Source organism: Pseudomonas sp. GW460-LB5, from assembly GCF_059423245.1.
In genome coordinates, this window is the sequence record NZ_JBWKXT010000001.1 from 355,396 (window position 1) to 375,128 (window position 19,733).

Here is a 19,733-nt window from a genome sequence, read left to right on the forward strand (position 1 = left end):
CTGCCCGGTGGGTCCCGTGGCAGCGGATGGAGTGGCCGGATTAGTGCTGCAGGATCTTGCTGAGGAAGTGCTGGGTGCGCTGGTCGCGGGCACTCTGATCGCCGAAGAACTCTTCCTTGGTGCAGTCTTCGATGATGCTGCCCTTGTCCATGAAGATGACCCGGTTGGCGACCTTGCGGGCAAAGCCCATCTCGTGGGTCACGCACATCATGGTCATGCCTTCGTGGGCCAGTTGCACCATCACGTCCAGCACCTCGCTGACCATTTCCGGGTCCAGTGCCGAGGTGGGTTCGTCGAACAGCATGACGACCGGGTCCATTGCCAAGGCGCGGGCGATGGCCACGCGTTGCTGCTGCCCGCCGGAGAGTTGGCCGGGGTGCTTCTTGGCGTGGGCGCTGAGCCCTACACGGTCGAGCAGGGCCAGGCCCTTTTGGGTGGCTTCTGCCTCGCTGCGGCCCAGCACCTTGCGCTGCGCAATGGTCAGGTTCTCGGTGATGGTCAGGTGCGGGAACAGTTCGAAGTGCTGGAACACCATGCCCACCCGCGAACGCAGCTTCGGCAGGTTGGTCTTCGGGTCGGAGATCGACGTGCCGTCGACCACGATGTCGCCCTTCTGGAACGGCTCCAGCGCGTTGACGCACTTGATCAGGGTGGACTTGCCCGAGCCCGACGGGCCGCAGACTACCACCACCTCACCTTTCTTGACCTCGGTGCTGCAATCGGTCAGTACCTGGAAGTCGCCGTACCACTTGTTGACGTTCTTGATGGAAATCATACGGTGATCCTTTTTTGCAGGCGCTTGACCAGCCACGAAGCGGAGAAGCTGATGATGAAGTAGACGACGCCGGCGAAGATCAGGAACTCATGGGAGCGCCCGATGATATCGCCGTTGGAACGTGCCGAGTTGAGGAAGTCCACCAGGCCCACGGTGTATACCAGCGAGGTGTCCTGGAAGAGGATGATGCTCTGTTGCAGCAGCAACGGGGTCATCTTGCGGAAGGCCTGGGGCAGGATGATCAGGCGCATGGTCTGCGCGTAGTTCATGCCCAGCGCTTGCGCGGCGCCCATCTGGCCTTTGGAAATCGACTGCACGCCGGCACGCACGATCTCGCAGAAGTACGCCGCCTCGAACATCATGAAGGCTACCACGCAAGAGGTGAACGCACCCACTGGCGTGTCTTCGCCGGTAATCCACCGCAGCACGAACGGCACCGCCAGGTAGAACCAGGTGATCACCAGCAGCAGCGGGATCGAGCGGAAGTAGTTGACGTAGGCACCTGCCACACGTGACAGCAGCTTGCTCGACGACAGGCGCATCAGCGCCAGGATGGTGCCCAGTGCGATACCGCCGACAACGCCCATGACCATCAGCTGCAGGGTCATGACCATACCTTCCCAGAGGGCTGGCAGGGCCGGGATGATTTCGCTGAAATCCATGTCCATTTACTTGCCTCCCACGGAAATCAGGCCAGGCACGGCGACTTTCTTCTCGACCATGCGCATCAGCAGCATCAGGCCCATGTTCAGGGTGAAGTAGATCAGCGTGGCCAGGGTGAACGCCTCGAACAGGTTGGCGGAGAACTCGGCGGTCTGCTTGGTTTGCGCCAGCAGTTCCATCAGGCCGATCAGCGATGCCACCGAGGAGTTCTTGAAGACGTTGAGGAACTCGGAGGTGAGCGGCGGAATGATGATCCGGTAAGCCTGCGGCAGCAGCACATTGTTGTAGATCTGCGGGAGGCTGAAGCCCATGGCGCGTGCGGCGGCTTCCTGGCCTTTGGGCAGCGCCTGGATACCGGTACGTACCTGTTCACAGACGCGGGCGGCGGTGAAGAGGCCCAGGCAGACGACCACGCTGATCAGCGCCGAGGTAGTCGGGTTGAGGTCCTGCTTGAACCATTCCTGCAAGCCTTCCGGCAGCAGGTCCGGCACCAGGAAGTACCAGATGAACAGCTGCACCAGCAGTGGCACGTTGCGGAACAGTTCCACATAGGCGGTAGCGATGCCCGATACCAGACGGTTCGGCACGGTACGCATGACACCGAGGAGTGACCCCAGCAGCAGCGCAATGATCCAGGCGGTGATGGCGATGGCGATGGTCCAGCCCAGGCCGGTGATGTACCAGTCCAGATAGGTTTCGCTGCCCACGCCGGTGGACTTGAAGAACACGCCCCAGTCCCAGTTGTAATTCATCGGGATTTCCCCTCAGACGGTTGTTTCACGGGCACCTTCGAGCATCCGGGGGCGCTTGGCGCCCTCGGATGAAAGGTTAGACACTAATGAGTGGCCTGCAGAATTGATTCGTGCTGTTGAGCACCAGGCCACTATCTGAGGATCAGGACTTCTTCTCGTCCGCAGCCTTGTCGGTCGGCTCGGCGATCAGCTTTTTCAGCTCGTCGCTCATCGGGAACTGCAGGTTCAGGCCTTTAGGCGGGATCGGCTGATTGAACCACTTGTCGTAGCTCTTGTTGACTTCGCCCGATTTGAAGTAGCCCACGATGGCGTCGTCGACCGCTTTCTTGAACGCAGCATCTTCCTTGCGCACCATGCAGCCGTAAATTTCGTACGACTGCGGGGTACCGGTGATGACCCAGTCGGATGGCTTGCGTGCCTTGGCCATTTCACCGGCCAGCAGCGCATCGTCCATCATGAAGGCCACGGCGCGGCCGCTTTCGAGCATGTTGAAGGCTTCACCGTGGTCCTTGGCGGAAATCACGTTCATCTTCATTTGCTTGTCGGCGTTCATCGCCTTGAGGATGCGCTCGGAGGTGGTACCGGCGGTGGTCACCACGTTCTTGCCGGCCAGGTCCGGGAAGTCTTTGTATGCAGGTTGACCGTCCTTGACCTTGGTCAACAGGCGGGTACCGACTTCGAAGATGCCGACCGAGAAGCCGACTTGTTGCTGGCGCTCGACGTTGTTGGTGGTGGAGCCGCACTCAAGGTCGACGGTGCCGTTCTGCACCAGCGGGATGCGGGTCTGGGAGGTGACCAGGTTGTAACGGACCTTGATGTCCGTACCCAGTTGCTTCTTCAGGGCGTCGACGACAGCCAGCTGGATGTCATGCGAGTAGCCCACGGGCTCGGGTTTGCCGGCCAGGTAGGAAAACGGGATGGAGGAGTCGCGGTGGCCCAGGGTGATGGTGCCCGATTCCTTGATCTTCTTCAGGGTGCCAGTCAGTTCTTCGGCCATGGCCGGCGAAGCGATCACAGCGGCCGCGATGGCGGCGCCCAGCAATTGACGAACGATACGCATCAAATTTTCCTCGACGTGTTTGTTTTTTTTATGGAGCCGTTGGCGGACTCTTTCGTTCAACGAATACAGCAAGAAGCGAGTGCATTCGGCTACCAAGTGTAGAGCATGAGTCGTGCCAAGCCCTGCCAATGATCATAGCCCCGCGCAAAGCCTGGGCATGAACCCTGTATGAAGGTTTTTGAGCATTCTTCTGTTGTCGGATTACCGAACGAGGGGCGGTATCGCGTTCGGCTATCCGAACGAATGCCGGCGCTCTGACCGCGGTGCGCCAGCATTAAGTAACACCCGCCACTTAAGGCGAGCTGTTGAGCTTGCAGCTTCATCTTGTGGAGCTCCTGCCGTGTCCGTGATCCCGATACCTTCTGATTCCGTCGACGCCTTCATTGCCCGCCAGATGGCGGATTGGTTGAAAACGGCCGATGCCGACCTTCTGTTGACCTTGCACCGGGCGCTGCGCACTCAGCAGGCAGCAGCCGAACGTGTAAAGGAAACGCTGGCCAGCATACCCAGCCTGGAGGCCTTTGCCACACAGGTGCTCGAGCCGGCATTGCGCGCCGAGGGGCTGGCCGACGTCGATGTGCGCAGCATGCGGGTGTACATCGAGGATGATGTGCCGATGCCCAGCGCTGCGCCACGCCTGCATACGCCTTGGCGCACGCTCTACAGCGTGCAACCTTTACTCACGGCCGCGCTGCACAACTTCCACGAAGCCGATACCGTGCCGTCATTCATGCGGCGTGCCCACCTGCAGGACGCGCAGGGGAGCAAGCTGGCGCTGACCTATGAGGCGTTTGCCCGCTGCTGCCGGAAACTCGATATCGGTGGGCAGTACCAGCAAAAGTTGCGCGCCCAGCTGTTCCCGAAAAGCCGGCCGCCAGCGCCTGAAAACCTGGCCCGGGAAGCGGTGCAGCGCATGCTTGAAGAGAGCTTGCGGGCGAAGATGGATGTTGCGGTGCGCATGGCCCGCATCAAGTCCGAGCTGGACGAGGTCGACTACCTGCGCTTGTTGCCTGTGTTCGCCGCCAAACCTGTCGTGCCTGCGGTCACTGGCGTTGTCACACCGCGTCAGTTGTACCTGCTGGGCAAGCGTATCCATGGGGTGGTCACGCTGGAGTTGCGCGAACACGCCGACGGGCCGCTGGAAGGCATCGTCAGCTGGATCCCCCTGGACCCGCAGCGAGCGGTGGCCAAGCACGCTTCCTGGGAGGCTTTTTACCTGTGGCTGGCCAAGCGCATGCGCGCGCCCCACTACCGCTGGTTTTTCAGTCGCTTCATCAGCGAACGGGACAGGCCGACCTTCACGGCAACCCTTGAGCGCTTGATCGCGGCGAGCAGTGCGCAGGCACCCGCGGTTCTGGATGGACGGCATTTCGCCATCGAGACACCGCTTTTTGCCTACCTGCGTGGCTTGCAGGTAGACAAGATGCTCGATGATGCAAGAATCCTGGCGGTGCCGACCGCTGACGAGGCCGCTATCGAGCGCCATGAGCGCCTGGAGGTCCTCAAGAGTGCAGGGCTCGATACACTGAATCTGGCGGCACTGTTCATTCCGGTACTGGGCGAGGTGATGTTCGCCGTGGCAGCGGTGGATGTGGTCAGCGAGGTGTACAAAGGCTATGAGGACTGGCGCCTCGGCGACCGTCAGGGGGCGCTCGATCACCTCATGGGCGTGGCGCAGAACCTGGCGGCCGGCGCCGTGGTGGGCGCTGTGCATGTGGGCGTAAGCCGTGTGCTCGAACGTGTGCCCTTTGTCGATGCGTTGAGGCCCCTACACGAGGGCGAGGGCCGGGCCAGGCTGGCGCACTGGCCGCCTTCTGCTCATTACCTGGAGGGTGGTGGTGCGCTGATGCGCAGGTTTGACGGCGCCCTGGCGCAAATCCCTGACCAACAGGCTGAAACGCTCCTGCGTATCACCGGCCTGGATCACGAGCAGTTGCGCCATTTGCACCTGCAAGGTGAGCCCGGCCCTGCGCGCCTGCGCGATGCCCATGAACGCTACGAGCTCCATGCGTCGGAGCCTCATCTGCAGGGGCGCGCATTCGAACGAGAGCTGGCCGCCGGGCAAGATAAGGCATCGGTTGCGGGGGCTTCGCTGATCAAGGTCTTCCCCGGCTTGTCGGTGCGTGGCGCCGAAGAGATCCTTGCCTTGGCCAGTGGGGCACAGATCAAGGCATTGCTGGACAGTGGCCGGGTGCCGCTGGTCTTGGCCGAGCGTGCCCGCTGGTTCTTGCGCGAGAGCCGGGTGGACCGTGCGTTGATGGGATTCGAGCACGAAGGAGCGGTAAATGCCGATACCCAGCGTGTGATACTGGGATGGATTGCTCATCGGGCCCCTTGGCCGGCTTCGATGCGTATCGAGTTGCGCCTGGGTGAGGCGGGGGGGCGTCTGGTAACCGCCAGCGGGGACGTCAACGCAACTGATATCAGAACCATCATCCACACCGAACAGGGTTATCAATTGGCCGATGCCCGCGCCCCGGTACTGGGCCAGGGCTTTCTGCCATGCCTGATCCACACGCTGGACGCGGGGCAGCAGGCCATGCTTGGCGCAAGCCAGCTCACGGCGCATGAACTCGGCGACCGGATTGCGCGTCTGGCCAGTGCGGATCGGGAAAGAACGGCGAAGTTGATGGGGCTGACGCCTATTGCAGAACGCTATCGTCCGCCGCTGCGAATCGACAGCCGCGTCGGTTATGCACTCAGTGGAGGGGGCGAAAGCAGCCGGCGGGCAATCCGTAGCGGCATCCATGACATTTTCCCGACCTTGACTGACGCACAGCTGGACGCTTATCTGCGCAATCTTGCGGACCGCGGGGTTGGCCTGTGGGACCACCTCAGCCAGCTTCAGCGGCAGCTGCACAGTTTGCGCGAGGCGCTGGACACCTGGCAACGCCAGCGCGTGAGCTTCATGGACGGGCTGCGCAGGCAACGTGTGGCCAACCAGATACGGCGGACCTGGCGGCGCAAGACCGCTGGCCTCGCCGGTGACGATTTTTCACTGCATATCGACGGCGAAGAAGTGGGCAGCCTGCCGAGCTTGCCGGCGGACATCGACTTTGGCCATGTTCGGCGCCTGACGTTGCGCAATATGGCCCTTGAGCAGATCGAAGAGGATTTTCTGCGCAGGTTCACTCACCTTCGCGAACTCGACTTGCGCAACAACCAGTTGACCCGTTTGCCGGTTGGCCTGGAGCAGTTTACCGGCCTGCGCAGCCTGCATCTGGCGGGTAACCAGATCATCGTCGATACCCCAGGCAGCCAAAGGCTGGCCAGCCTCACGTCACTCCAGGTGCTCGACCTGAACTACAACCCGTTGGGTCAGGTGCCTGACCTTTCAAGCTTGCGCCACTTGCGTGAGGTATCGCTGCGCGCAACCGGGCTGCAAACCTTGCCCGATGAAGCTGCGATGCCGTGGCGTGGCCTGGTGGACATGCGGGAAAACCAGATCCGCCAGGTCACCGGGCATCTGCGTACACTGGGCGCCCGTCTGCAACGCCTGTCGCTGCATGACAACCCTCTGGACGAAGCGAGCGAGGCGTCGATTGCCAGTAGCCTCAGCGATTCGCCGGTCAACCGCAGCAGCTCCTATCATCATGCCATTGCCGATGTCGGCACGTTTGAGGAATGGCTGGGAAGTGCAAGCGAGGCGGTACGCACCCGGCGCATGCAGATCTGGACCCAGCTGGCCGAGGAGCCGCAGTCGGCAGACCTGTTTCGTTTTCTGGCAGATTTCGCCGGCTCTGACGACTTCATCGAACACCCGCGCTATTACCGAGCAAGGGTATGGCGGATTCTGGAGCTGTGTACCGACAACACCGACGTACGCGAAGCCGTGTTCTGGCAGACCCAAGGGCGCCGGACCTGTGAGGACCGGCTGCTGCTGATTCTCAGTCAGCTGGAAGTCAGGGCCCACATTGCCCTAAGTTCGCCCGGTAACGGTTCTGCCATCCAGGCCGAACAGGCATTGCTGCCCCTGGGGCGTTCCCTGTATCGCCTGGATCAGGTGGACAGCATCGCCGCCCGGCATATTCAGGAGCTGCGCCGTGACCCTTACGCTGCCGTGGATGATATCGAGGTTTACCTCGCCTACCGCGTCAACCTGGCTGAGCGGCTTGGGCTGCCAGCGCAACCTGGGCACATGAATTACCCCGAACACAGCCGTGTGACGGCAACCCAGGTACGGCGTGCGGGCGCTGAAGTGCTGGCGGGAGAGAACATCGAGGTGCTCAGCCGCGCACTGGCGGAGCGCGATTTCTGGCAAGAGCATGTGCGTACCCGTTACCTGGAGCGCTTCGAAGCGCTGGCTGCTCCCTTTCATGAACAGTTGGAGCAGGCCGAGCGCGAGGTCGCAGAAGCGGGCGAGCAGCGCTATCTGGAGCGCGCCGCTGCGTTGATGGAGTCGCTCAATGCCCAAGAGCGCGAACTGTACCTGGAATTGGCCCGTGAGGCGTACCAGCGGGAAGCCTAAGGGGAGGGGGCGACCGGCTGGCGGTCGCCCGGGCGGTTCAGGCGGCGTTGCTGCGGGCGTCGCCTTGAGCCAGGTAATCGGCCAGTGCCCGCTGCTCGCTGGGGCTGGTGAACAGGCCAAGTTTGCTGCGCCGCCACAGGATGTCCTGGGCGGTGACGGCCCACTCGGTCGCACGCAGGTAGTCGACTTCGCGGGTGAACAAGCCACCCCCCATGGCCTGGCCCAGGTCTTCCGGGCCCTGTGCGCCGTCCAGCAGTTGCCAGGTGCGGCTGCCATAAGTCACCGCCCAGCGTTTGGCGATGTCCACTGCCAGCCATTGATGCCGTGCCAGCAGCGCTTCGACCAATGCCTGGGGCGTGCTCATGTCTTCACCGCCGGGCAATGGTGCGTCGGCAGTCCAGCTTTTGCCCATCTGGCTGAAGAACGGCTTGAGTTCGCTCATGGCCGATTCCGCCAGCTTGCGATAGGTGGTCAGCTTGCCGCCAAACACCGACAGCAATGGCGCCTCGCCAGACGCTGCGCTAAGCGCGAGGGTGTAGTCACGTGTGACGGCAGACGGGTTGTCGGATTCATCGTTGCACAGCGGGCGCACGCCGGAGTAGGTGTGCAGGATATCACCGTGGCTGAGTTGATGATTGAAGTGCGCGTTGACCACTTTCAACAGGTAGTCGGTTTCCTGTTCGGTGATCGCCACCTTGGCAGGGTCGCCGCTGTACTCGCGGTCCGTGGTGCCTATCAGGGTGAACCGGTCCAGGTAAGGGATACAGAAGACAATGCGCTGGTCTTCGTTCTGCAGGATGAAGGCATGTTCCCCTTCGTACAGGCGCGGCACGATGATGTGGCTGCCCTGAATCAGGCGGATGCCGTACGGCGCATCGAGCTTGAGGTCGTCCTTGATGAAACTGGCGACCCATGGGCCGGCGGCGTTGACCAGGGCGCGAGCACGAATGCTCTGCAGGGTGCCATCGGCATGCTGCAATTCGACCTGCCATACGCCGTCTACGCGCTCTGCGCGCAGGCAGCGGGTGCGGGTATGGATGTGCGCGCCATGCTCACGGGCGGCCATGGCATTGAGCACCACCAGCCGCGCGTCGTCCACTGCACAGTCGGCGTATTCGAAGCCGCGGGTGATCGCCGGCTTGAGCGGGTAACCCGGGCCAAAGCGCAGGCTGCGCGAGGCCCCCAGGCGCTTGCGTTTGCCCAGGTGGTCATACAGGAACAGGCCGGCGCGAATCATCCAGGCCGGGCGCAGGTGTGGGCGATGTGGCAGAACGAAACGCATCGGTTTGACGATGTGCGGTGCCTTGGCCAGCAGCACTTCGCGTTCAGCCAAGGCTTCGCGCACAAGGCGGAACTCGTAGTGCTCCAAGTAGCGCAAGCCACCGTGAATCAGCTTGCTGCTGGCCGACGAGGTGTGCTGCGCCAGATCGTCCTTTTCGCAAAGGAACACCTTCAAGCCGCGCCCGGCGGCGTCGGCAGCGATGCCCACGCCATTGATGCCACCGCCGATCACGGCGAGGTCATAGCAGTCAGCGAGTGGTGGCTGGGACGAAACGGGCTGGGACACGGGCAAGCCTCCTGAGGCTGTTCACATCGAATATGAACATTGATGTTCGTTTCCGAAAATACTAGCGCAACAGAAAGCCCGTCGCCAGTCAGTCTTTATAGAAAAAACTGATTGGATGACAATAAAGTGAACATTTTCGAAAATTTCGGCTGTATGGTTTGAGGTTGGCGGGTGCATGCCGGAATAGTTGTGACGCCTGTGAGATCGAGCGCCGGCCGCGCGGCGCACGATCTCGCAGGCACCAAAAATGTTGCGACAAGCACCCGTCAGCCCTCAAACCACCTCGAGGCGGATCTTGTACTGGTTCAGCAACTGAGTGAGGGTAGGGGTAGGCGCCTGGTCAGTCACCAGGCAGTCGACCAAGCTGATCGAGCCCAGACGCACCATGGCGTTGCGTCCGAATTTGCTGGAGTCTGCGGCAAGGATCACTTGCCGGGCATTGGCGATGATCGCCTGGGATACCCGCACTTCCTGGTAGTCGAAGTCGAGCAGGCTGCCGTCCTCGTCGATGCCGCTGATACCCACCAGGGCGAAATCCACCTTGAACTGGTTGATGAAGTCGACACTGGCCTGGCCGACCACACCGCCGTCGCGGCGCACCGTGCCACCCGCCACCAGCACTTCGAAATCGTCTTTGGCAGCCAGGATCGCCGCCACGTGCAAGTTGTTGGTGATGACCTTCAGGTGATTGTGGTTGAGCAGTGCGCGGGCGATGGATTCGGTGGTGGTGCCGATGTTGATGAACACCGAGGCATGGTCAGGAATCTGCCGGGCCACGGCGTCGGCAATACGCTGCTTTTCATCGCGCATCTGGTCGGCACGCATGGCGTAGGCCGTGTTCTCGATACTGGAGTCATACGCCGCGCCACCGTGGTAACGGCGAAGCAGGTTGAGTTCGGCAAGCTGGTTGATATCACGACGGATGGTCTGGGGTGTCACGACGAACAGCTGCGCCATTTCTTCGATACTGACGTAACCGCGCTCGCGCACCAGTTCGAGGATTTGTTGTTGGCGGGGTGGCAGATTCATGGGCGGTCCTTTGGGGCAGCCGGACAAATTCTGCAATGATGCCGTAGGAAGGGGATGACGGCCAGTAGACGATGGGGGCCGCATGGCGGCCCCCATGTGCTTTACGCCTCGTGATCTTCCCAGTCACGGGTGCGTTCGACGGCCTTCTTCCAGCCGGCGTACAGCTTCTCTTTCTGCGTTTCATCCAGCTGCGGGCTGAACTCGCGCTCGATGATCGCCTTGTCGCGCAGTTCGTCCAGGCCGCTCCAGAAGCCGCAGGCCAGGCCGGCCAGGTAGGCAGCGCCCAAGGCCGTGGTTTCGCGCATTTGCGGGCGTTCTACGCACGTTCCGAGAATATCGGCCTGGAACTGCATGAGGAAGTTGTTGGCCACCGCGCCACCGTCCACACGCAGCTCGGACAGGCGCTGGCCGCAGTCCTGTTGCATGGCATCGAGCACATCGCGGGTCTGGTAGGCGATCGACTCCAGTGCAGCGCGGATGATGTGGTCCACCTTCACGCCGCGGGTCAGGCCGAACAGCGCACCACGGGCATAGGGGTCCCAGTACGGTGCACCCAGGCCAGTGAAGGCCGGCACCAGGTAGACGCCGTTGCTGTCCTTGACCTTGCTGGCGAAGTACTCGGTATCCAGGGCGTCGTTGACGATCTTCAGCTCATCACGCAGCCACTGCACGGTGGAACCACCGTTGAACACCGCGCCTTCCAGCGCATAGGCCACCTCGCCGCGCGGGCCGCAGGCGATGGTGGTGAGCAGGCCGTGGGACGATTTGACCGCCTGTTCGCCGGTGTTCATCAGCAGGAAGCAGCCAGTGCCGTAGGTGTTCTTGGCCTGGCCCGGCTCCACGCACATCTGGCCGAACAGTGCCGACTGCTGGTCACCCGCAATGCCGGCAATGGCAATCCCGCTTTTGGTATGGCCATACACTTCGGAAGAAGAACGAACCTCGGGCAGCATCTGCCGCGGGATGCCGAGGATTTCCAGCAGCTTGTCGTCCCACTGCAGGCTATGGATGTTGAACATCAAGGTGCGCGAGGCATTGGTGTAGTCGGTGACGTGCACCTTGCCGCCCGAGAACTTCCAGATAAGCCAGGTATCGATGGTGCCGAACAACAGTTCGCCACGCTCGGCGCGTTCGCGGGCGCCCTCGACATTGTCAAGGATCCACTTCAGCTTGGTGCCGGAGAAGTATGGGTCGGTGACCAGGCCGGTGGTTTCGCGAATGTAGTCTTCATGGCCGTCACGCTTGAGCTGGGCGCAGATCTCGGTGCTGCGGCGGCACTGCCAGACGATGGCGTTGTAAACCGGGCGGCCGGTTTCCTTGTCCCATACCACGGTGGTTTCGCGTTGGTTGGTGATGCCGATTGCGGCGACCTGGGCATGACTGATGCCTGCCTGTGCCAAGGCCTCGACCATGGTCGCGCTCTGCGTGGCGAAGATTTCCATCGGGTCGTGCTCGACCCAGCCCGCCTGCGGATAGTGCTGGGCGAACTCGCGCTGGGAGGTGCCCACCACATTGGCGTCGCGGTCGAAAATGATGGCACGCGAACTGGTGGTGCCCTGGTCCAGGGCGATGATGTAGTTCTTGTCCTGGGTGTCTGTCATGGTCGTAGGCCTTGCAAGAATAGGAGGTCAGGGCTGTGCGTGTTGCCGGCATCAATTGGCTTGAGTATCGCCCTGGCGATTGTCATTTGTCTCAGGGTTCGCGGCAGGTGCCATTGGCAAGTTGCGGGCAATCAGGCCGCGATAGGTCGCGGCACCCAGGCAGGCGCCAAGGATCGGTGCGAACACCGGAACCAGGAAATACGGTATGTCCCGACCGCCAGTGAAGGCGATTTCACCCCAACCGGCCAGGAAAGTCATGAGTTTTGGCCCGAAATCGCGGGCAGGGTTCATGGCAAAACCGGTCAGCGGGCCCATGGCGCTGCCGATCACCGCGATCAGCAGGCCGATCAGCAGCGGAGCCATGGCGCCACGTGGCAGGCCGTTGTTGTCGTCAGTCAGGGCCATGATGACGGCCATCAGGATAGCAGTGATGACTACTTCAACCAGGAACGCCTGGCCGGTGGACAGCGACGGGTGCGGGTAGGTGGAGAACACCGAGGCCAGCTCCAGGCTGGCTTCGCTACCGCGCAACATCGCATGGGCCTGTTCGAAATCGAAGAACAGATTGCTGTACAGGGTGTAGACCAGCGCCGCGCCACAGAACGCGCCGCATACCTGGGCCAGCATGTAGAAGGGCAGCTTGCGCTTGTCGAAACCGGCGAACAGGGTGAGGGCGATGCTCACCGCCGGGTTCAGGTGCGCGCCGGAAATGCCGGCCGTGAGATAGATCGCCATGCTTACGCCGACGCCCCAGATGATGCTGATCTCCCAAAGGCCGAAACTGGCGCCGGCGACCTTGAGCGCGGCAACACAGCCGGTGCCGAAGAAGATGAGCAGGGCAGTGCCGAGAAACTCGGCCAGGCACTGGCTGGACAGCGTGGGTTGGCGTAGAGCAGTCGTCATGTATGACCTCGTTTTTTTTGTTGTGAGGCGCGTGGCGCTCGACAGCAAAGCCCGGTGTCGATCCCCATTGACCCCGGGCAGATACAGGAAACGCACCTTAAAAGTGCGCCATTTGTTCAGATGCGAAAAAATATAGACAAGAAACGCTGATGTCAAAGGTCGAAAGTGAACGACCAGTCACGAAATGGCCCGTAAAATCAGTCGCGGATGCCCGTACTAGAGGCGCGCGATTGTGGTGCGCTGGCTGGGATGTGGGATTTGTCCTAAAGTAGCCGCCGAGCCGTCCCAGACCGGAGCCTTTGCATGACCCCCGCCCTAGACCTGTTGAAGAAGCATCGCGCCGAACACCGTGTGCACAGTTACGAGCATGACCCCAAGTCGGCTTCTTACGGTCTGGAGGCAGCGGAAAAGCTTGGCCTGGACCCGCAGCAAGTGTTCAAGACCTTGTTGGCGAGCAGCGAGAAGGGGGAGTTACTGGTAGCGGTGGTGCCTGTGGTGGGTACCCTGGACCTCAAAGCCCTGGCCCACGCTGCCGGGGTAAAGAAATGCGAGATGGCAGACCCGGCGGCGGCGCAGCGGGCTACGGGTTATCTGGTAGGTGGGATCAGCCCGTTGGGGCAGAAGAAGCGCCTGCGCACCTTTATTGATGACTCGGCGCAAAATTTTGCAACTATCCATGTCAGCGCCGGTAGGCGCGGGTTGGAAGTGGAGTTGGCGGCGGCGGTGCTGGCCGAGCATACCCAGGGCAAGTTTGCCGGGATCGGCAGAGGCTGAGATCTGGGCCGCAAAGCGGCCCAGGAATCTGCAATCAGGTCGCGGAACTGTACCGACGCACGCCATTCTCCTGCTGCGGCAACTGCGCCGCAACGCTGCCAGGCACCGGGAACAGCACCAGGTGATCAGCTTGCACCTCAATCCCCACATCCTCACCGACCTCATGGTCGTTATGGCTAGGGAAGATTGCTTCCAGCTGGCTGCCGGTCGGCAATTGCAGGCGGTACAGGGTCGATGCCCCCAGGAAGCTCTTGCCGATGATGTTCGCCTGCAGCGCGCTGCCGGGTGCATGCACGATATCGTCGGGGCGCAGCAGCACGTCCACCGAACTGCCGGGCGCCATGATGTAGGCACGGTTGCCGCGCAGTTCACCCAGCTCGGTATTGACGGCCTCGTGGCTGCTCATCTGGCCACGGATGAAGTAGCCCTGGCCAATGAAGCTGGCCACGAACGGCGTCTGTGGTTCGTGGTAAAGGTTGTAGGGCGTGTCCCACTGCTCCAGGCGCCCCTCCTTGAACACACCGACCTGATCGCTGACGGCAAAGGCTTCTTCCTGGTCATGGGTAACCAGGATGGCGCTGGTGCCACGGCTTTTGAGGATATCGCGAACCTCATGGCTCAGGCGCCGACGCAACTCCACGTCAAGGTTGGAGAACGGCTCGTCGAGCAGCAGCAACTGCGGTTCAGGCGCCAGCGCGCGGGCCAGGGCGACCCGTTGCTGCTGGCCACCAGACAGCTCATGCGGGTAACGCCCGCCCAGGCCCCCCAGCTTGACCAGTTCGAGCATCTCTTCGATGACGGCGGCCTGGCGTGGGTGCTTGGCGATGCCAAAGGCAATGTTCTGCGCCACGGTCAGGTGCGGGAACAGCGCGTAGTCCTGGAACACCATGCCGATGCGGCGCTTTTCCGGGGCCAGTGTGAAGCCAGCGCGGGAAATGACCTCGCCGGCCAACTGGATCTCGCCTTCATGCACCGGTTCGAAACCTGCAATGGCACGTAGCGTGGTGGTTTTCCCGCAACCGGATGAACCCAGCAGGCAACCGATGTCGCCTGCGTTCAGGTGCAGGTTGAGGTTCTGGACGATGCGCTGGTCGCCGTAGCCGCAGGCGAGGTTGCGCAGGTTGAGCAGTAGGGGTTGACTCATGCGTGGTGGTAAGCCGGTTCTACAAGAAATTCGAGAAGCGCCTTCTGTGCATGCAGGCGGTTTTCAGCCTCGTCCCAGGCGACCGAACGTGGGTCGTCGAGCAGGTCCTGGCTGATTTCCTCGCCACGGTGGGCGGGCAGGCAGTGCATGAAGAGGACATCGGGTGCCGCCAGGTCGAGCAGTTCGCGGGTGACCTGGTAAGGCGCGAAATGCGCCAGGCGCCGTGCAGTTTCCTCCTCCTGCCCCATGGAAGTCCAGACATCGGTAACCACAAGGTGTGCGCCACGCACGGCTTCCTTGGCATCACGGATGATCTGTACGCGGTCACCGCCCAGCGCCATGAAGCGCTGATCCGGCTCGTAGCCTTCTGGGCAGGCGATGCGCAGCTGGAAATCGAACTGCCTGGCGGCCTCGATGTAGGAGTTGCACATGTTGAAGCCATCGCCGATCCAGGTCACGGTCTTGCCCTGGATCGAGCCGCGGTGCTCGAGGAAGGTCTGCATGTCGGCCAGCAGTTGGCACGGGTGCGACTCGTCGGACAGGCCGTTGATCACCGGTACGCGCGATTTGGCGGCGAACTCGGTCAGGGTGCTGTGGGCGTGGGTACGAATCATCACCACATCGACCATGCTCGACAGCACGATGGCGCTGTCACCGATCGGCTCGCCACGGCCCAGCTGGGTGTCGCGTGGCGACAGGAAGATGGCCTGGCCGCCCAGCTGGATCATGCCAGCCTCGAACGACACGCGGGTACGGGTCGAGGATTTCTCGAAGATCATGCCCAGCACGCGGTTCTTCAGGGGCTCGAACAGCACGCCTCGTTTGCGCAGGTCCTTCAGCTCGATGCCGCGGCGGATCACCCCGAGCAATTCGTCGGTGGTGAAGTCCAGCAGGGAGAGAAAGTGCCTAGCGCTCATGATTGACTACCTTATCTGCAACGGTATGCAGGTCGACCGTATGGTTTTTTTTGACAACGGGATTGACCTGCGGCGTAAGCCGCACGGGGCGGACGAAAATAGGGAAAGGCGCAATACTATAAGTAAATGTCGCCTGAGGCCAAGGGGGAACAGCGGCCTGATTGCAAAGGGTGTTGCAAAGGGTGTCTTCACCCGGCGGCCTGTGCTGTTTTTTATTTGCTACACGAGGTTGTACAGGGCTTGCTGGCAATTTGGCAAATGGCTGTCGCAAATCGTGTGCCTGATGTCGGTGGATTCACGCGGCGAAGGGCGCTGGCGGGGGGCTGGGACCGGGCGCATAGTCACTGTTCGACAACAACAAGGCAGAGGCGGCCATGACCAAGACCCTGCATCACCGTGCCTGTCACCTGTGCGAAGCAATCTGCGGGTTGAACATCGAAGTCAGCCATGAAGCTGACGGGCAGGCGCTAATCAGCTCGATCAAGGGCGACCCCCAGGACCCGTTCAGCCGTGGCCACGTCTGCCCCAAGGCCGTCGCCTTGCAGGACATCCAGAACGACCCTGACCGCCTGCGCCAGCCCCACAAGCGGGTAGGGGAGCGTTGGCAGGCCATCGGCTGGGACGAGGCCTTTGCCCTGGCCGCCGAAAAGTTGTGGGCGGTCCAGCAGGCTCACGGGCGCAATGCCGTGGCGGTCTACCAGGGCAACCCAAGCGTGCACAACTACGGTTTGATGACCCACAGCAACTACTTCCTCGGCCTGCTCAAGACACGCAACCGTTTCTCGGCCACCTCGGTGGACCAGCTGCCACAACACCTGGTCAGCCACCTGATGTATGGCCATGGCCTGCTGCTGCCGATTCCGGATATCGACCACGCCGACTTCATGCTGATTCTTGGCGGCAACCCGCTGGCCTCCAACGGCAGCATCATGACCGTGCCCGATGTGGAAAAGCGCCTCAAGGCCCTGCTTGGCCGGGGCGGGCGCCTGGTGGTGGTGGACCCTCGGCGCAGCGAAACGGCGGCCATGGCCGATACCCACCTGTTTATCCGCCCGGGCGGAGATGCGGCCTTGTTGTGCGGCCTGCTCAACACCCTGTTCGAGGAAGGCCTGGCGCAAGGTTCGCACTTGCCGATCAACGGCCTGCAGCAGGTGCGCGAAGCGCTTGCACCGTTCAGCGCCGAAGCCATGAGCACGCACTGCGGTATTGCCGCCACGCAGATTCGCCAGCTGGCACGGGACTTCGCCGCGGCAGAAAAAGCCGTTTGCTATGGCCGCATGGGCGTTTCGACCCAAGCCTTCGGCACCCTCTGCCACTGGCTGGTGCAACTGATCAACCTGGTAACCGGCAACCTCGACCGTGAAGGCGGCGCTTTGTGCACCGAGCCCGCTGTCGACCTGGTAGCTGCCACCTCCGGCGGCCATTTCAACGCCTGGCAGAGCCGGGTGTCGGGCTTGCCCGAGTACGGCGGCGAGCTGCCTGTGGCGGCCCTGGCCGAAGAGCTGCTTACACCGGGCGAAGGGCAGGTTCGCGCCTTGGTGACAGTGGCTGGCAACCCGGTGCTGTCCACGCCTAACGGCCGTCAGCTGGATGCGGCACTGCAAGGCCTGGAGTTCATGCTCAGCATCGACCTCTACATCAACGAAACCACGCGCCATGCCGACCTGATCCTGCCGTCCACGTCGTCGCTGGAAAACGACCACTATGACAGCACCTTCAATTTGCTGGCCGTGCGCAACGTCACCCGCTTCAACCGGGCGATTCTGGCCAAGCCGGACGGGGCGTTGCACGACTGGGAGATCTTCGTCGGCCTGGCCCAGGCGTTTGCCAGGCGTGCCGGGCTTGAATTGAAGCCGACCTTGGCGCCTGCGCAGATGATCGATCTGGCCTTGCGCAAGGGGCGCTATGGCCAAGCAACACCTTGGCGCCTTTCCCTCGCAACACTGGACGATCATCCGCACGGCCTGGACCTGGGCCCTTTACGCAGCAACCTTGCTGCACGCCTGGCGACTGCCAGTCAGGCTGTCGAAGCCGCACCCCAGGTGTTGCTGGACGACCTGCGCCGGCTGACGCAACTGGCACCTCCTGTACCGGGTGAACTGCTGTTGATCGGCCGCCGCCATGTGCGTAGCAACAACTCGTGGATGCACAATTTCCACCGTCTGGTGAAAGGCAAACCACGGCATCAGCTGTTGATGCACCCGCAAGACTTGCAGCAACGGCAACTACAGGACGGCCAGCGGGTGCGTATCCGCTCGCGTACGGGTGATCTCGAAGTCGAGGTGCAAGCCTGCGAGGACATGATGCCCGGTGTGGTCAGCCTGCCCCATGGCTACGGTCATGCTCGTCAGGGTGTGCACCTGCAGATCGCCCAGGCGCAAGCCGGCGTGAGTGCCAACGACCTGACCGACGAGCGCTTTCGCGACCCGGTGTCCGGCAACGCTGCGCTCAATGGCGTACCTGTGCAGGTGGAGGCCGCGTAAGGAACAGTAAGGCCGAGCACGCTGCTCGGCTTTCCGTTACAATGCGCCACCGTGCCGACAACAGCGTCGCAAAGTTAAGCCGAGGTGCTACATGGATATCATCGAAACGATCAAAGAGCAGATTGCCAACAACACCATTCTGCTTTACATGAAAGGCTCGCCGAATGCCCCGCAGTGCGGGTTCTCGGCCAAGGCATCGCAAGCTGTGATGGGTTGTGGCGAGAAGTTCGCCTACGTCGACATCCTGCAGAACCCGGAAATCCGTGCCAACCTGCCCAAATATGCCAACTGGCCGACCTTCCCGCAGCTGTGGGTAGCCGGCGAGCTGGTTGGCGGTAGCGATATCATGCTGGAAATGTTCCAGAACGGCGAGCTGCAGACCCTGATCAAGGACGCTGCTGCCAAAGCCAAGGCTTCCGAAGCCTGATTTTCCGGCAAGCATAAAAAAACCCGCTGATCGCGGGTTTTTTTATGGGGCGAATATTTACTCTTCGCCCATCTGCGACTGCAGATAATTTTCGATGCCGATCTTGTCGATCAGACCCAGTTGGGTTTCCAGCCAGTCGATATGCTCTTCCTCGGATTCGAGGATATCTTCGAGCATGTCACGCGAGCCGAAGTCGCCAGCGGTTTCGCAATGGGCAATGGCTGCCTTCAGGTCGGCCAGGCCTTTCTTTTCGAGCTTCAGGTCGCACTCGAGCATTTCCTTGGTGTGCTCGCCGATCAGCAGCTTGCCCAGGTCCTGAACGTTGGGGATGCCTTCGAGGAAGAGAATACGCTTGATCAATTTGTCAGCGTGCTTCATCTCATCGATGGACTCCTTGTACTCGTGCTTGCCGAGTTTGTTCAGGCCCCAATCTTCATACATGCGTGCGTGCAGGAAGTACTGGTTGATCGCGACCAGCTCGTTTCCGAGGATCTTGTTGAGATGCTGGATGACGCTTACGTCGCCTTTCATTTCGGGTTCCTGCCCTGTAGAAGTGTGCCAATACAGTGAAGTTTGAGCCCGATACTTAAGAGTGTCAAACCTAAGTTATTGAATAATAAGTGAAAATTAATAGGAATAAGAATGTTTGTGAACCGCGTTGGAGCGCTAACTTATTGAATTTAAGGCATAAAAAAACCGGACACAGGGTCCGGTTCTTGGAATCAGGGGCTTTCAGGCTGCGGTAAATTCCACGGGGTAGGGCAGGGCTGCCTGGCTGACCTGCAGCTCGGTCAGGGTCTCGCGGACCACTTCCTTGGCCAGGCAGGCGCATTTGCCACACTGGCTTGCGACATTGGTCGCGGCTCGCACTTCCTTGTAACTGCAGCATCCTTCATAGATCGCATCGCGGATCTGTCCGTCGGTGACGCCGACACAAAGACACACATACATAAGGGCTGACCATCGCGGGTTGAGTCGATGGATGGGAGCTTAATGTGAATGAGAATGCTTGTCAAAGTGCTTTCTAAAAAGGCCGTGCTTGAGCGACCGGTGGTTGTCTGCCTGATGGATTCGGCCTGTCATCAGAAGCCGTGTATGATGGTCGGCCTTTGTTGGATGTCGGGCAAGCCCGTCTGGCCCGGCAAACGGTTTTTCACCCTCATCAGGAGA

At 61.4% G+C, this 19,733-nt stretch carries 16 protein-coding genes; 4 read left to right on the forward strand and 12 right to left on the reverse strand.

Annotated elements, in window-relative coordinates:
* Window positions 1–40: 40 nt before the first annotated feature.
* From AC07XM_RS01635 to AC07XM_RS01650, 4 genes are all read right to left on the reverse strand, one after another.
* Window positions 41–775 (reverse strand): amino acid ABC transporter ATP-binding protein, encoded by a 735-nt coding sequence (locus tag AC07XM_RS01635; RefSeq protein ID WP_016488796.1) that lies wholly within the window; start codon window positions 773–775, stop codon window positions 41–43.
* On the reverse strand, window positions 772–1,443 hold the full coding sequence (locus tag AC07XM_RS01640; RefSeq protein ID WP_016488795.1) for an amino acid ABC transporter permease: 672 nt from the start codon (window positions 1,441–1,443) through the stop codon (window positions 772–774). The genes AC07XM_RS01635 and AC07XM_RS01640 overlap by 4 nt, the downstream gene beginning before the upstream one ends.
* On the reverse strand, window positions 1,444–2,190 hold the full coding sequence (locus AC07XM_RS01645; protein ID WP_016488794.1) for an amino acid ABC transporter permease: 747 nt from the start codon (window positions 2,188–2,190) through the stop codon (window positions 1,444–1,446).
* Window positions 2,191–2,332: 142 nt separating this feature from the next.
* Window positions 2,333–3,250: a glutamate/aspartate ABC transporter substrate-binding protein gene (locus AC07XM_RS01650; protein ID WP_060520009.1), complete on the reverse strand. Its 918-nt coding sequence runs from the start codon at window positions 3,248–3,250 to the stop codon at window positions 2,333–2,335.
* Window positions 3,251–3,590: 340 nt separating this feature from the next.
* Here AC07XM_RS01650 and AC07XM_RS01655 point away from each other — a divergent pair, with 340 nt between their 5' ends.
* Window positions 3,591–7,718, forward strand: a complete 4,128-nt coding sequence (locus tag AC07XM_RS01655) for an NEL-type E3 ubiquitin ligase domain-containing protein (RefSeq protein WP_102688900.1) — start codon at window positions 3,591–3,593, stop codon at window positions 7,716–7,718.
* A 37-nt stretch (window positions 7,719–7,755) separates the two neighbouring features.
* On the opposite strand, the gene glpD is transcribed toward AC07XM_RS01655, so the two are convergent.
* The 4 genes from glpD to AC07XM_RS01675 all read right to left on the reverse strand — a co-directional run bounded on the left by glpD (window position 7,756) and on the right by AC07XM_RS01675 (window position 12,818).
* Complete coding sequence (glpD, locus tag AC07XM_RS01660; RefSeq protein ID WP_016488791.1) at window positions 7,756–9,285, reverse strand: glycerol-3-phosphate dehydrogenase; 1,530 nt, start codon at window positions 9,283–9,285, stop codon at window positions 7,756–7,758.
* Between the two features lie 273 nt (window positions 9,286–9,558).
* Entirely contained in the window at window positions 9,559–10,314 is a 756-nt protein-coding gene (gene glpR, locus AC07XM_RS01665) for a DNA-binding transcriptional repressor GlpR (protein ID WP_016488790.1), read from the reverse strand.
* A 101-nt stretch (window positions 10,315–10,415) separates the two neighbouring features.
* Complete coding sequence (gene glpK, locus AC07XM_RS01670) at window positions 10,416–11,915, reverse strand: glycerol kinase GlpK (protein ID WP_016488789.1); 1,500 nt, start codon at window positions 11,913–11,915, stop codon at window positions 10,416–10,418.
* A gap of 51 nt (window positions 11,916–11,966) precedes the next feature.
* On the reverse strand, window positions 11,967–12,818 hold the full coding sequence (locus tag AC07XM_RS01675; RefSeq protein ID WP_016488788.1) for an MIP/aquaporin family protein: 852 nt from the start codon (window positions 12,816–12,818) through the stop codon (window positions 11,967–11,969).
* Window positions 12,819–13,121: 303 nt separating this feature from the next.
* On the opposite strand from AC07XM_RS01675, the gene ybaK reads away from it, so the two are divergent.
* On the forward strand, window positions 13,122–13,592 hold the full coding sequence (gene ybaK / locus AC07XM_RS01680) for a Cys-tRNA(Pro) deacylase (RefSeq protein ID WP_016488787.1): 471 nt from the start codon (window positions 13,122–13,124) through the stop codon (window positions 13,590–13,592).
* A gap of 34 nt (window positions 13,593–13,626) precedes the next feature.
* On the opposite strand, the gene AC07XM_RS01685 is transcribed toward ybaK, so the two are convergent.
* Window positions 13,627–14,736: an ABC transporter ATP-binding protein gene (locus AC07XM_RS01685; protein ID WP_016488786.1), complete on the reverse strand. Its 1,110-nt coding sequence runs from the start codon at window positions 14,734–14,736 to the stop codon at window positions 13,627–13,629.
* Window positions 14,733–15,653 (reverse strand): ornithine carbamoyltransferase, encoded by a 921-nt coding sequence (argF, locus tag AC07XM_RS01690; RefSeq protein ID WP_016488785.1) that lies wholly within the window; start codon window positions 15,651–15,653, stop codon window positions 14,733–14,735. Before argF ends, AC07XM_RS01685 begins: the two co-directional genes overlap by 4 nt.
* Window positions 15,654–16,027: 374 nt before the next feature.
* Between argF and AC07XM_RS01695 the strand changes: the two genes are divergently transcribed.
* Window positions 16,028–18,136, forward strand: coding sequence for a molybdopterin-dependent oxidoreductase (locus AC07XM_RS01695; RefSeq protein WP_060520013.1), 2,109 nt, complete (start codon window positions 16,028–16,030; stop codon window positions 18,134–18,136).
* Between the two features lie 91 nt (window positions 18,137–18,227).
* Complete coding sequence (gene grxD, locus AC07XM_RS01700; RefSeq protein ID WP_016488783.1) at window positions 18,228–18,563, forward strand: Grx4 family monothiol glutaredoxin; 336 nt, start codon at window positions 18,228–18,230, stop codon at window positions 18,561–18,563.
* A gap of 57 nt (window positions 18,564–18,620) precedes the next feature.
* On the opposite strand, the gene bfr is transcribed toward grxD, so the two are convergent.
* Window positions 18,621–19,094 carry a bacterioferritin gene (bfr, locus tag AC07XM_RS01705; RefSeq protein ID WP_016488782.1) on the reverse strand — a complete coding sequence of 158 codons (474 nt, stop codon included), beginning with the start codon at window positions 19,092–19,094 and terminating at the stop codon, window positions 18,621–18,623.
* 201 nt (window positions 19,095–19,295) lie between these two features.
* Entirely contained in the window at window positions 19,296–19,514 is a 219-nt protein-coding gene (locus AC07XM_RS01710) for a bacterioferritin-associated ferredoxin (RefSeq protein ID WP_016488781.1), read from the reverse strand.
* Between the last annotated feature and the right edge of the window lie 219 nt (window positions 19,515–19,733).